At 64.6% G+C, this 13,472-nt stretch carries 12 protein-coding genes; 6 read left to right on the top strand and 6 right to left on the bottom strand.

Annotation, left to right across the window (positions count from 1 at the left end):
* Positions 1 to 2: 2 nt before the first annotated feature.
* Positions 3 to 2,411, bottom strand: coding sequence for a glycogen/starch/alpha-glucan phosphorylase (locus Q8M85_RS10580; protein ID WP_305544009.1), 2,409 nt, complete (start codon positions 2,409 to 2,411; stop codon positions 3 to 5).
* A 237-nt stretch (positions 2,412 to 2,648) separates the two neighbouring features.
* On the opposite strand from Q8M85_RS10580, the gene Q8M85_RS10575 reads away from it, so the two are divergent.
* A complete protein-coding gene (locus Q8M85_RS10575) occupies positions 2,649 to 2,846 on the top strand; it encodes a heavy-metal-associated domain-containing protein (RefSeq protein WP_305544006.1) in 198 nt (65 codons plus the stop codon).
* Here the strand turns inward: Q8M85_RS10575 and Q8M85_RS10570 are convergent.
* Both Q8M85_RS10570 and argE read right to left on the bottom strand, forming a co-directional pair.
* Positions 2,843 to 4,183: an FAD-binding oxidoreductase gene (locus tag Q8M85_RS10570; protein WP_305544003.1), complete on the bottom strand. Its 1,341-nt coding sequence runs from the start codon at positions 4,181 to 4,183 to the stop codon at positions 2,843 to 2,845. The two genes, Q8M85_RS10575 and Q8M85_RS10570, sit on opposite strands and share 4 nt — an antisense overlap.
* A complete protein-coding gene (argE, locus tag Q8M85_RS10565) occupies positions 4,180 to 5,340 on the bottom strand; it encodes an acetylornithine deacetylase (protein ID WP_305544000.1) in 1,161 nt (386 codons plus the stop codon). The genes Q8M85_RS10570 and argE overlap by 4 nt, the downstream gene beginning before the upstream one ends.
* A 245-nt stretch (positions 5,341 to 5,585) precedes the next feature.
* Between argE and Q8M85_RS10560 the strand changes: the two genes are divergently transcribed.
* From Q8M85_RS10560 to Q8M85_RS10540, 5 genes are all read left to right on the top strand, one after another.
* Positions 5,586 to 6,608 (top strand): ABC transporter ATP-binding protein, encoded by a 1,023-nt coding sequence (locus Q8M85_RS10560; RefSeq protein WP_305543997.1) that lies wholly within the window; start codon positions 5,586 to 5,588, stop codon positions 6,606 to 6,608.
* Complete coding sequence (locus Q8M85_RS10555) at positions 6,601 to 7,647, top strand: ABC transporter ATP-binding protein (RefSeq protein ID WP_305543995.1); 1,047 nt, start codon at positions 6,601 to 6,603, stop codon at positions 7,645 to 7,647. Before Q8M85_RS10560 ends, Q8M85_RS10555 begins: the two co-directional genes overlap by 8 nt.
* Positions 7,644 to 9,347: a peptide ABC transporter substrate-binding protein gene (locus Q8M85_RS10550; RefSeq protein WP_305543992.1), complete on the top strand. Its 1,704-nt coding sequence runs from the start codon at positions 7,644 to 7,646 to the stop codon at positions 9,345 to 9,347. Before Q8M85_RS10555 ends, Q8M85_RS10550 begins: the two co-directional genes overlap by 4 nt.
* A 74-nt stretch (positions 9,348 to 9,421) precedes the next feature.
* Positions 9,422 to 10,429 carry an ABC transporter permease gene (locus tag Q8M85_RS10545; RefSeq protein WP_305543990.1) on the top strand — a complete coding sequence of 336 codons (1,008 nt, stop codon included), beginning with the start codon at positions 9,422 to 9,424 and terminating at the stop codon, positions 10,427 to 10,429.
* Positions 10,422 to 11,333, top strand: coding sequence for an ABC transporter permease (locus Q8M85_RS10540; RefSeq protein WP_305543989.1), 912 nt, complete (start codon positions 10,422 to 10,424; stop codon positions 11,331 to 11,333). The genes Q8M85_RS10545 and Q8M85_RS10540 overlap by 8 nt, the downstream gene beginning before the upstream one ends.
* 73 nt (positions 11,334 to 11,406) lie before the next feature.
* Here the strand turns inward: Q8M85_RS10540 and Q8M85_RS10535 are convergent, their stop codons facing one another.
* The 3 genes from Q8M85_RS10535 to Q8M85_RS10525 all read right to left on the bottom strand — a co-directional run.
* Positions 11,407 to 12,687, bottom strand: a complete 1,281-nt coding sequence (locus tag Q8M85_RS10535; protein ID WP_305543987.1) for a DUF3422 family protein — start codon at positions 12,685 to 12,687, stop codon at positions 11,407 to 11,409.
* A gap of 286 nt (positions 12,688 to 12,973) precedes the next feature.
* On the bottom strand, positions 12,974 to 13,168 hold the full coding sequence (locus Q8M85_RS10530; RefSeq protein ID WP_305543985.1) for a hypothetical protein: 195 nt from the start codon (positions 13,166 to 13,168) through the stop codon (positions 12,974 to 12,976).
* A 198-nt stretch (positions 13,169 to 13,366) separates the two neighbouring features.
* On the bottom strand, positions 13,367 to 13,472 hold a 106-nt coding region (locus Q8M85_RS10525), incomplete at its 5' end, for an NAD(P)(+) transhydrogenase (Re/Si-specific) subunit beta (RefSeq protein ID WP_305544300.1).

Below are 13,472 nucleotides of genomic sequence, written 5' to 3'. Positions count from 1 at the left end.
CCTTAAAGCGCGGACGTCGCCTGCCAGATCTCTTCCATGTAGCTGCGGATCGTGCGGTCGGACGAGAAGAACCCGCTCCGCGCCGTGTTCATCACCGCCATGCGCCACCAGCGGTCCCGGTCAAGATAGGCCTTGTCGACCTCACCTTGCGCCGCGTGGTAGGCGGCAAAATCCGCCGCCACCAGGAAGTAATCATGGTGCCAGACCCGGTGCACCAACCCGTGATACCGGTCCGGCTCTTCGGGCGAGAAGCGCCCCTCGGCGATCAGTTGCAGCACGTCCATCAAGGGCTGGCTTGCCTCGATCGCCTTTTTGGAGTGGTCCGGGTCCTCACGGCGCTTGGCGACTTCCTCGGCGGTCAGACCAAAGAGGAAGAAGTTCTCCGGCCCCACCTCCTGCAGGATTTCCACGTTGGCCCCGTCCAGCGTGCCAATGGTCAGCGAACCGTTCATCATGAACTTCATGTTGCCGGTGCCCGATGCTTCCTTGCCCGCCGTCGAAATCTGTTCGGACAGGTCAGAGGCCGGGATCACCCGCTCGGCCATCGTGACGTTATAGTTGGGCGGGTAGATGATCTTCAACAGATCACCCGTCGCTGGGTCGTTGTTCACAACCTCTGCCACATCATTGATAAGACGTATGATTTCCTTTGCGACCGCATAGCCCGGCGCCGCCTTGCCGCCAAAGATCTTCACCCGCGGCACCCAGCCGGCCTTCGGGTTCGACCGAACCCGGTGCCAATGCGCAATCGTCTCCAGGATGTTCAGAAGCTGTCGCTTGTATTCATGGATCCGCTTGATCTGGACGTCGAACATCGCATCGGGCGAGACCTGAACTCCCATCTCGCGCCCGATCCACTGCGACAGACGCACCTTGTTTTCACGCTTGGCCGCAGCAAAGTCCGCCCGGAACCCGGCGTCCTCTGCCAAAGGCTCCAACGCGCGCAGACGGTCAAGGTCGGCTTCCCAGCCCGGACCGATGCTGTGTGTGATCAGCGTCGAAAGGGGCCGGTTCGCCATCCGCAGCCAGCGCCGAGGTGTGACACCATTGGTCTGGTTGATGATCCGCCCCGGATGCAACCCGTTCAATTCAGGAAACAGGTTCTTCTTCACCAGCTCCGAATGAAGCGCCGAGACGCCGTTTACCTTGTGGCTCATGATGAACGCGAGTTCGCCCATCCGCACCTCCTGGTGCTTGACGATGCCCACATAATGCGGCCGGTTCGGATAGGCGCGGCGGTGCCAGCTGTCAATCTTCTCGACAATCTGCATGTGGCGCGGCAGCACGTTGCCGAAAGTGAATGTCGCCCACTTCTCAAGTGCTTCCGGCAACAACGTGTGGTTGGTATACCCCAGGCAAGCCCGAGCGACGGTCAGCGCCTCGTCGAAAGGCAGCCCATGCTCGTCCGACAGAAGCCGGATCAGCTCGGGTCCCGCGATGGCTGGATGCGTGTCGTTCATCTGGATCGCCACGTGCCGCGGCAGTGCCCGCAGGTCAGAGTGGCTGGACAGGAACCGCCGCAGGATGTCCTGCAGCGCTGCCGAGGTCAGGAAGAACTCCTGTTTCAGCCGCAACTCCTTGCCCTGATAGGTCGTGTCGTCGGGATAAAGCACCCGGGACAACGTCCGCGCCAGCGTCTCGGGTTCCGCCGCCGCCGTGTAGTCCCCCCGGTTGAAGCGTTCGAGGTCAAAGTTCGTCGTCCCCTTTGCGCCCCAAAGCCGCAGCGTGTTCGCCCACTTCCCCTGCCAGCCCACGACCGGAGTGTCGAACGCCTCTGCTGTCACGGTTTCCTGCGGATACCAGGTGTCGCGACCGTCCCGGCTTTCGACATGGCCCTTGAACCCGATGGTATAGCGGCTTTCGGGCCGGGCGAATTCCCACGGATGCGCCTGCGCCAGCCAGTTCTCTGGCGTCTCGACCTGGCGGCCGTGGTCGAAGTGCTGGCGGAAAAGACCATGCTCATAGCGGATGCCATAGCCATAGGCCGGGCAGCCCAGCGTCGCCATCGATTCCATGAAACAGGCCGCAAGCCGCCCCAGGCCCCCGTTCCCCAGCGCCGCGTCCGGCTCGTCGTCGATCACCACCCGGATGTCCTGGCCGAAATGCGCCATCGCATCGGTGGCCATCTCGTAGAGCCCAAGGTTGATCATCGCATCTTCCAGGATACGTCCGATCAGGAACTCCATCGACAGGTAGTAGACGCGCTTGCGGTCTTCGGCCCAGGTCCGCCGGGTCGAGGCGAACCAGGGCTCGACGATCTGGTCGCGGATCGCGTGGCTCAGCGCCATGCGCCAGTCGTGCGCGCTGGCGTGGGGCGCATCCTTGCCCACGGTAAAGGTCAGGTGGCGCAGGATGCTTGCCTGCAGGATATTCGGGGTCACACTCAGGTCGGTCACGGGTTTGTCCAGCAAGGTCTACTCCTGGGAAAGCCTAAGCGCCTTGGGGCGGCGGTCAAGCGGGCTTTCGGGCACGGCGAGTCGGATCGCTCCTGTTACCGCAAACATTAAGTCTGTCTAAGTGATTTAAAGCGTTTTGGAAACGTGATTCGACGATTTTTGCGGCACATCGGCACGGATGCCCCAATGCAACTGCAACCCCTTGACGCCGTTGGCAAGCTCTGGACCAATCGCAGCCGAAGAGGATACTCCATGACCACACTTTCTGTTCCCGACATGTCCTGCAACCACTGCAAGGCAACGGTTGAAACCGCCCTTGGCTCTGTCCCCGAAAGCGGCACGGTGAAGGTCGACCTTACCACCCGCCAGGTCGAGGTTACCGGCCCTGCCCCCGTCGCCGAGCTGATCAAGGCGCTGGATCAGGCGGGCTATCCCGCCACCGTCGCCTAAAGGCTTGGCCCCGGCTGGATCGGACTTCCATCGCCGAACCGCGACAGGCGGAACCGGCTCAGGTCGTGCCCGGTCGGCCGCCCCATGACCAGATCAGCCACGACCCGCCCCATCCCCGGCCCGATGCCGAAGCCGTGTCCGCTCATCCCCGTGGCAATGGTCAGGCCAGGGATCGGCGCGTGATCGACGATCGGCACCACGTCGGGGAGGCTGTCGATCATCCCCGCCCAGGCTGCCTTCAGCTTCGGGCGTCCCAGCACGGGGAAGGCCTTGGCAAAGCTGTCCTGCACTTCGGCCAAAGTGGCCCGGTTCGGCGCGGGGTTCAGGATGCGCTGACGCTCGAAGGGGCTTGTCCGGTCAAGTGACCAGCGGCGCGGCGTGCCCCAGGCGTCTGGAAAGCCCTTCGGCGCTGCGGGACGAAAGTTGGTGGACCGGAAATCCTTTTTCAGCACAGGCAGATAGACCCCGAGGCTGGCAAACGCATCCCTCCCGATGAAGAAGTCATGCCGGGCGCCCGGGGCGATGGAGTATCCGCCATCGGCGCGACGTCGGAAGGCGAAGTCATCATCCGCTGCATTTCCGGGAAATATCTCCGGCATCGGTTCCGTCGCTGCGACCGAGGCCAGCACCGACAACTGCGGAATCTGGATGCCAAGGTGGCCCAGGAACAGCCGCGACCACGCCCCCGCGGCGACCACGACCTGATCACAGGCAATCCGCCCGGCCTCGGTCACGACCCCGGCAACCTTGCCCGCCGCCAGGTCAATCCCCCGGACGGCACAGGATTCGCGGATCACCACACCCTTCTCCTCGGCCGCTGCCGCCAGCGCCGGGACCGCGACCCAAGGCTCGGCCCTTGCATCGGACGGCGTGAAAAGCCCGCCCTTCCAAGGTGCGACCGCGCCTTTAAGCATCGCCATCGTCTCACGGGCGGTAAGAAGCCGCGTGTCCAGCTGATGCGCGCGGGAATGTTCGGTCCAGGCCTCGAACCCCTCGATCTCGCGTTCCGTCTTGGCCAGATACAGGACGCCGGTCTGCCTGAACCCCAGCCCCTCGCCCATCTGCAAGGCCAGCTGCTTCCAGATCGACAGGCTTTCCACCATGATCGGCAGTTCTGCCGGATCACGGCCCTGCTGGCGCACCCAGCCCCAGTTCCGTCCAGACTGTTCGCCCGCGATCCGGCCCTTTTCGCAAACCACCACGGACAGGCCCCGTTCGCGCAGGAACCAGGCCGTCATCACCCCGATGATGCCGCCGCCGATCACGACAACATCGGCCCGACGCGGCAATGTCGCCGCAAAGCGAACAGGGGACGCTTCCGAAATCGGAAAGCTCATCCCAGACGCTCCAGAAGCCGCTCCATGAACCGCTGCCCGGCCTGAAACTCGCTGACCTCCAGGTATTCATCGGCCTGATGCGCCTGGGCGATATCGCCCGGCCCGATCACGACCGCCGAATAACCTGCGTCCTGGAACTGCCCGGCTTCGGTGCCATAAGAAACCACCCCCGTCGCATTGTCTCCGGTCAAGGCCCGCGCCAGGGCTTCCGCCGGACCCTCGACCTCGGGCCGCAACGGCGAGACGTCGAAGAACTTCTCCAGATGCACCCCCGCCTCGGGCCGCCTGGCCTTCAAAGCGGCGTCAAGCTTTTGCGCCTCGGCGCGGAACGCCCCGGCATGCGCCTCGGGGTCGTCATCCGGCACACAACGCATCTCGACCGCAAACCGGCAGTCCCCTGCCGTGATGTTGTCCGCCGTTCCGCCCTGGATGCGGCCGACATGCAGCGTCGTGAAGGGCGGGTGAAACCGGCCACCCACCACCCCGCGCGGCCGTGCCTGAATCTCGTCGTTGTGGTCGTTGACCCAACTGATCAGCCGCGCCGCCTCCATCACCGCCGAAACCCCCTCGGGAAGCAGCGAGGAATGGACCTCGTACCCCTTCACATGCACCGCATAGCCCGTTCCGCCCTTGTGCCCGGTGATCACCTTCATCCGCGACGGCTCACCGATCAGGGCGATGTCCCCTTTCGGCACCACATCCTGCATGGTGCGGATCATCGGCGGAGCGCCCGTGCAGCCGATCTCCTCGTCATAAGACAGCGCCAGTTGCAACGGCCGCGCCACCCCGCGCCCTTGCGCCTTGACCACCGCCCAGACCGCCAGCGCCACGAAGCCCTTCATGTCACAGGTCCCGCGCCCGAAAAGCCGACCGTCCCGTTCGACCACCGTCCACGGGTCCGAGGTCCAGACCTGTCCCTCCACCGGCACCACGTCGGAATGTCCCGACAGGACCACCGCGCCTTCGACCCAGGGCCCGGCATGGGCGATCAGCGCGGCTTTCTGCCGGTCCTCGTTCCAGTGCCGGAAGCACTTCACCCCCTGCTCGTTCAGATAGGTCTCCAGCCAGTCGATCAGGTCCAGGTTCGACTCGCGGCTGACGGTTGGAAAGGCGACCAGCCGGTCCAGGATCTGACGCGGCGTCAACATGGTCATCACGATTTTCCTTCCGCCACCTACATCTGGTAGCCAGCCTGTCGTTCGGGGTTGGTCAAGTCAATATCTGGCAGAATGATGTGTCCATTGGTCATTCTGACGATGGAACAGGGTGGAATCGCGCCTCAAATCGGGATTGATAGAAGGAAGAGAATCGTAAAGAGTTGGGCGCAAGACCCAACCAAGGGTTGTCGGGCTGGAAAATCAGCCAATAAAAACAAGAACAAAAACGTCGCGGGGAGAATTGAATGGCCGAACCGGCCGCGACTGTCCTTGATGTCAGGGACCTCAAGACCGTGTTCCGCACCCGCGGAGGCGAAGTCCACGCGGTCAACGATGTCAGCTTCCACCTGAAACGTGGTGAATTGCTGGGCGTCGTGGGCGAAAGCGGCTCGGGCAAGTCTGTCACCATGATGTCGCTGCTGCGGCTTCTGCCCTCTCCCCCCGCCGATATCCGGGGCGGCAAGGTGCTGCTCGACGGTCGCGACCTGCTTGCCATGTCGGATGACGAGCTTCGCTCGGTCCGCGGCGCGAAGGTCGGCTTCGTCTTCCAGGACCCGATGACCAGCCTGAATCCGGTCTTCACGCTGGGCGATCAGATCATGGAGCCGCTGATCAAGCACATGCGGTTGTCGAGGTCCCAGGCCCAGGCCCGTGCCATCGAGCTTCTGGAACTTGTCGGCATCCCCGGTGCGGCGCAGCGGCTGCACCAGTATCCGCACCAGTTTTCCGGGGGCATGCGCCAGCGGGTGATGATTGCCATCGCCTTGGCCTGCGACCCTGACGTCCTGATTGCGGACGAGCCGACCACGGCGCTTGACGTCACCATCCAGGCCCAGATCCTTGAGCTGGTGAAAGAGCTGCGCCGCAAGCTTGGCATGGCGATCATCTGGATCACGCATGACCTTGGCGTCATCGCAGGCATCGCCGACCGGGTGATGGTGATGTATGGTGGCCAGGTCGTCGAACACGCCCCGGTGCGCGAGCTTTTCGCCAATCCGCAGCACCCCTATACCCGGGCGCTGTTGCAGACGATCCCGCGCATCACCGGCCCGCGCACCACGCGGCTGAAGGTAATCGAGGGCCAGCCACCAATCCTGACCGGCCCCCTCACCGCCTGCCCCTTCCGCGCCCGCTGCGAGCACCGCTTCGACACCTGCGACGCCGTGAACCCGCCCCGCCGCGCCATCGACGGCGCACCGATCGGCCTGGGCCACGATGTCGCCTGCCACTGGGTTGCCCCTGCAAGGCAGGAGGCGGCCCATGCTTGACGCCCCAGCCACGCCGCTGGTCCAGGTCCAGGACCTGAAAATGCACTTCCCGATCTACTCCGGACTCTTCCGCAGGCATACGGGCGACGTCAAGGCGGTGGACGGCGTGTCCTTCGACATCCTGGCCGGGCAGACCCTGGGTCTTGTCGGCGAATCCGGCTGCGGCAAGTCCACCGTCGGCCGCGCCATGCTGCGGCTTTACGAACCCACCGCCGGTCGCGTGGTGATCGACGGCGACGACGTGGCCACCCTTTCGCCCGAGGCTTTGCGCAAGAAGCGCCCGACGATGCAGATGGTCTTCCAGGACCCGCAGGCCAGCCTCAACCCCCGCATGACTTTGGCCGAGATCGTCAGCGAACCCCTGGAAGAACATACCAACTGGACTCGCGATCAAAAGCTGGAACGCGTCTACGAACTTATGGACCAGGTCGGCCTCAACCGGCGCTTCGTGAACCGCTTCCCGCATGAATTCTCGGGTGGCCAGCGCCAGCGCATCGGGATCGCCCGCGCACTTGCCCTGAAGCCTCGCTTCATCGTCTGCGACGAACCCATCGCCGCCCTCGACGTCTCGATCCAGGCGCAGGTCGTCAACCTTCTGGAGGACCTGCAGGAAAAGCTGGGCCTGACCTACCTTTTCATCAGCCATGACCTGTCGATGGTCCGCCATCTCGCGCAGCGGGTGGCCGTGATGTATCTTGGCCGCATCGCCGAGCTCTCGCCGTCGAAGGACCTCTACGCCCGCCCGCTGCACCCCTATGCAGAGGCGCTTCTTTCTGCCGTGAACGAGCCCGACCCCGAGCTTGCCGCGCGCCGCAACCGCATCATCCTCAAGGGCGACGTGCCGTCCCCGGCAAATCCGCCGAAGGGCTGCAACTTCTGCACCCGCTGCCCCAGGGTGATGGACATCTGCCGGACCGTGAAGCCCGACCTACTGGAGGTCGAACCCGGCCGCCTGGTCGCCTGCCATCTCTATACCGCCGCCGGATCAACCGGCGCATCCGAGGCTAACGAGCGTAACCAACAAGGAGAGACCCGATGAAACTGAGAGCCGCCCTTCTGGGCGCAGTGGCCGTGCTGGGGTTTGCCCCCGCCGCCTTCGCCGAACGCGGAGCCGATGGTGAAGTGAAGCTCACTTTCCCGCAGGCCGTGTCGATCGTGAACCCCTACCTGTCGGGCGGGACCAAGGACATCCTGGCCGCCGCGATGGTGCTGGAACCGCTGGCGGTGGTCGACCCCGATGGCGTGCTGGTCCCGCGTCTGGCCGTCGAAATCCCGACGATGGAAAACGGCGGTATTTCGGAAGACATGACCTCGATCACCTGGAAACTGCAGCCGGGCCTTCTGTGGTCCGACGGCACCCCGGTCACCGCCGATGACGCGGTTTTCACCTGGCAGTATTGCACCCATCCCGAAGGTGGTTGCAGCCAGGCGACCAAGTACGAAGGCGTCGCCTCGGTCGAGGCGGTCGATGCCTCGACCATCAAGGTGACCTTCGCCGCACCGAAGCCGAACCCCTACACCGCCTTCGTCAGTGGCCTGTCGCCGCTTCTGCAGAAGGCGCAGTTCGAAGCCTGCCTCGGCGCCGCTGCTCCGACCTGCACCGATGCGAACAACATGCCGATCGGAACCGGCCCCTTCATGGTCACCGGCTTCACCGTCAACGACACCGTGTCGATGACCGCAAACCCGAACTACCGTGATCCGGCCAAGCCTGCCTTCGCGACCGCGGTGATCAAGGGCGGCGGCGATGCCGAAGGCTCGGCCCGCGCGGTGATGGAGACGGGCGAGTTTGACTACGCCTGGAACACCCAGATCCCGCCGGACAGCCAGGCGGCAATGGCCGCTGCCGGCAAGGGCCAGTTCGTCGTCGCCTTCGGCACTCTGGTCGAGCGGATCGAGATGAACACGACCGACCCGTCGCCGGCCCTGCCCGAGGGCGAGCGTGCCACCGCCAAGCACCCGCACCCGATCCTGTCGGACATCAAGGTGCGGACCGCGCTGTCCAAGGCCATTGACCGCACCATCCTGGTCGAAGTCGGCTACGGCGCCGGCGGCAGGCCGACCTGCAACGTGATCCCCGGACCGGAAGCCTGGGCCTCGGACAACGAAGGCTGCATCGCACAGGACATGCCGGGCGCAATGGCTCTGCTCGATGAAGCGGGCTGGACCGACAGCGACGGCGACGGCATCCGCGACAAGGACGGCAAGAAACTGTCGCTTCTCTATCAAACGACCGTCAACCCGATCCGCCAGGACTTCCAGGCGCTGATCAAGGACTGGTGGACCGAGCTGGGCGTCGAGGTCGAGCTCAAGGCCATCGATCCTGGCGTCTTCTTCGGCGGTGACCCGGGCTCGCCCGACACCTTCCAGAAGTTCTACGCCGACGTCGAGATGTACGCCAACAACTCGGACAACCCCGACCCGGAAACCTATCTGGGCCAATACCAGTGCAAGAACGCGCCCTCACCGGAAACCCAGTGGCAGGGCGAGAACATCAACCGCTTCTGCGATCCGGCCTATGACGCGCTGCATGCCGAACTGACCCAGACCACCGACATCGCCAAGCGTCAGGAGATTGCCAAGAAGCTGAACGACATGGTGACGAAGGACTCCATGACCGTCATTCCGCTGGTCCACCGCGGCACGCTTTCGGCACATTCCAACAGCCTGGGCGGCGTGCAGATCAACGCCTGGGACATGGAGACCTGGAACGTCGCGGACTGGTTCCGCGTGAAGTGACCTGATCCTTGCGGGGCCGGCGCGATCCGGCCCCGCAGCTTCCTTCGACCCCCGTTCCCCAAGGCGAGAGCCGCATGCTGACCTTCACGCTACGCAGGCTTCTGCTGGCCATTCCCACCCTGCTGGTCATCAGCCTGGTGATCTTCCTGCTTGTTGATCTGGCCCCCGGCTCGCCGATGTCAGAAATTCCGCTGACCGTGCCCCCCGACGTCCGGCAACGGATGATCGAGGCGCTTGGCGCCGATCAGCCGGTCTTCGTGCGCTATGTCCTCTGGCTGCGGCAATTCTTCTGGGTCGAACCCGCCTACCTTTTCGACAGCTGGTTCGGCACCACCCTGGCCGAGGGCGAGCAGCGCATCCTGTCCTGGCAGTCGCGCAGCCCGGTCTTCACCATCATCGGCCAGCGCCTGCCCCAGACCCTGACGGTGATCGGCACCGCCTACCTGGTCGGCATCCTGATCGCGCTGCCCATCGGCATCTATTCGGCCTACCGCCAGTATTCGCTCTTCGACCAGGGCGGGACGCTGTTTGCGATGATCGGCTTTTCCGTCCCCACCTTCTTCTCGGGCACGCTTTTCATCATCATCTTCGCGGTCTGGCTGGGCTGGTTCCCCACGAAGTACGACACGCAGCTCAATGTGACGGACTGGGACAGCTTCGTGAAACAGATAAAGCAGATGGCCCTGCCCGTGATGACCCTGGGCCTTGCCAACGCCGCCGCGATCAGCCGGTATATGCGGTCCTCGATGCTGGACAACATGACGATGGACTATGTCCGCACCGCCCGCGCCAAGGGCATGTCCGAGCGGACAGTGGTCCTGAAGCATGTCCTGCGCAACTCGCTGATCCCCGTGGTCACCGTCATCGCGCTTGGCATCCCCTCGATCTTCGGCGGCGCGATCATCACCGAGAACCTTTTCGGCGTAAACGGCATCGGCGCGGCCCTGATCGGGGCGATCCATGCCTCCGACCTGCCGATGGTCCAGACCCTCGCCTTCATCTTCGCCGTGCTCATCGTCCTTTTCAACCTGATCGCCGATATCCTCTACGGCTTCCTCGATCCCAGGATCCGCTATGACTGACGCGAGCACGACGCCCCCCAAGCCCGCCAGCCAGGCGCGCGAGATCTGGCAGCAGTTCCGCACCCACAAGGGGGCCCTGTTCGGACTGATCGTCCTGGGGTTCCTGATCGTCGCAGTGCTGATCGGTCCCTATCTCTGGGTCCCCGAGAAACTGACCGTGGCCGAGGCGATCAAACTGAAGAACCAGGGCCCGTCCCTGCGCTTCCCCCTTGGCACGGATCAGCTGGGCCGAGACATGCTGTCCCGGATGCTGCTGGCCGGTCGCGTGTCGCTGGCCGTGGGCCTGGTCGCGATGCTGATTGCCATCGTCTTCGGAACCTTCATCGGCATCCTGGCCGGCTACTTCCGCCGGCTCGACAGCCCGCTCATGCGGCTGACCGACATGTTCCTGGCCCTGCCGCTGATCCCGCTTCTGCTGGTCATGGTCATGCTCTTCCGCGACCGCATCGCCGGCCTTATCGGACCCGAGCTTGGCGCCTTCACCCTGATCGTCTTCGCCATCGGGATCACCTCCTGGATGGCCACCGCCCGTATCGTCCGGGGCGAGGTCCTGACACTGAAGGAACGCGAATACGTGCTGGCCGCCCGCTCCATCGGTGCGCGGCCGAACCGGATCATCCGCCGCCACATCCTGCCGAACGTCGTCTCTCCGGTCATGGTCGCCGCCACTCTGGGCGTGGCCGAGGCGATCATCACCGAATCCGTGCTGTCCTTCCTCGGGCTCGGCTTCCCGCCCGACTTCCCGACCTGGGGGCGGCTCCTGTTCGACGGTCTGCAATACATGCAGGTCTACCCCGAGCGCGTGGTCTGGCCCGGCCTTGCCATTTCGCTGACCGTTCTGTCGGTGAACTACATCGGCGACGGTCTCCGAGACGCGCTCGACCCCCGCATCCGCGGCCGGTAGCGCTCGTCGTCAACTTCGTTGCTCCTCGCTGGCGCCCCCGACGAGAAGCCGAAGGCGCACGAGGAGGCTCTTGCTAATGCAACGTCTTGCGGATGCGGCGGACCATCAGCCACACCGCCAGCACCACCGCCGGCACCAGTCCCGCCAGCAGCACCCCGTGGCTGATGTGCAGTGCATGGGCGGCAGGCTCCAGAAGGTAGGCCGCCAGGTTCACCGCGTAGTAGCTGATCGCCACCGTCGACAGCCCTTCGACCGTGCGCTGCAACCGCAGTTGCAAATCCGCGCGCTGGTCCATGCTCTCCAGAAGCTTCTGGTTCTGCGCCGACCGCTCCACGTCCACCCGGGTCCGCAGCAACTCCGCCGCCCGCTCCGCCCGCTCCGCCATCGCGGCCAACCGGCTTTCCGAAGATTTCACCGTCCGCATCGCCGGATCATAGCGGCGCATCATGAACTCGCCGAAGGTCTGTCGCCCCTCGATGCGCTGTTCGCGCAGCACCTCGATGCGCTGGCTGACAATCGCCTCATAGGCCGCCGTCGCCCCGAAACGGAACGAGAACTGCACCGCCAGGCTCTCCAGCTCCGCCGAGATCGTCAGCAGGTTGTGCAGCGCCACTTCCGGCGCTGGTTCGGCGTTGTCCAGCCCCGAGACCAGCGCCGACAGCTTCGGGTCCAGCGCGTTCAGTCGCGCGCTCAGATCCCGCGACCGCATCAGCCCAAGCATCGACATCGCCCGGTAGGTCTCGATCTCGCACAGCCGCTGCACGATCCGCCCCACCCGGCGCGGCCCTGTCCCCGGCGCCACGAAGACCGCAAAGCGCATATGCCCCGCCGGGTCGATGCGAAAATCGCCCGCCACGACCGCCGCGCCATCCACGACGCGCGATACCGCAAGGCTCTCCGGCACGAACCATTCATCCACCCGCCGCAACAGCGCATCCTCCGAGGCCGGCATCGGCTCGATGCGGATCAGGACCGAGGTCAGCCGCTTGCCCGGAGCCTCCGCCATCCAGTCTTCCGGCAGCACCTCCGCCTCGGCCGGATCGAAGGGTCGCGCGGAAAGGCCCTTGGTGAAGGCGGTATAGGTGACGAACTCGGTGTGGCTTTCCCACTTCACCTCGGCCCGCCCGATCGGCCCCTGGAAATGCGTCGCCCCTGGCTGCGGATGCGGCGAGGCGTGCCGGTCCAAAAGCGCCAGAAGATGTGCAAGGTCCCTGCCGCGATCCCGGTTCTGCGCCTGGACCGGTTCCTTGATTGCCACGTATACGGCGGTCGACGGCACTTCCAGCGACGGGAAGGGACGCGCATGCAGCTCGTTCACGGTGGCATAGCGAAGCGGATGGTCAGGGATCGGCATCTTTGTCCTCGGCGTTACAGCCCGAGAGGTAGGGCGACACCCAGGCGGGTTCCAGAGAAATGCCGGAATCCAAGGGTATGCCGCACAGGTGTTGCCCAAAGGCCGATCTTCACGGCGACGCACCGCTGCAATGCCGTGCAGAACCGAAAGATCGCAAGCGCCCGGACATGAGTTAAGAAAGTCCTAACGCCCGCGAGCAAGCCATTGAAAATGCAATGCATCCAGAGTTTGTCCACCGTGGACACCCCGCGACAAGTAGGGTGGGCGATACCGCCCACCCTACGGTTCAGTCATCGCGCAAGATCCGCCACCAGGTCCGGCGATCATGCCGGCCAATGCGCTCGATGACCTCGTAGCCTGCAGCGTCGGCCCGGTCTTCCCGCGTGTCCACCTTGTCCTCGGCCACGTCCCAGCGGCCCCGGTCGACCTTCTGATCGATCCGGCTTTCCGCCAGGTCGATCCGGTCCTCGACCGTGTCCACCCGCTCGCCCTTTGCCAGCACGGGCGGGGGCCAGCAGCAGCACCACAGTCATCGCCACGGCCCGGCCCAACGGTCCCTGCATCACCGCACACTCCTTTGGTTGCTGGCGACGATGCCCTCACGGACCACTTGACCCGTTCCGCCGCTCCCGGAATCGAAAAGGCCGCCAAACGGCGGCCTTTTCATAGAGGCGACAGGTCACTCGATCATGGGCAGCAGGGCATCCAGGGACTTCTTGGCGTCGCCGTAGAACATCCGGGTATTCTCCTTGAAGAAGAGCGGGTTCTCGATCCCGGAATACCCC

Origin of the sequence: Tabrizicola sp. (genome assembly GCF_030694085.1) — a bacterium.
Taxonomy (GTDB): Bacteria; Pseudomonadota; Alphaproteobacteria; order Rhodobacterales; family Rhodobacteraceae; genus Tabrizicola.
The sequence above is the reverse complement of the archived record's forward strand: the minus strand, read 5'-3'. Positions and strand labels throughout refer to the sequence as shown.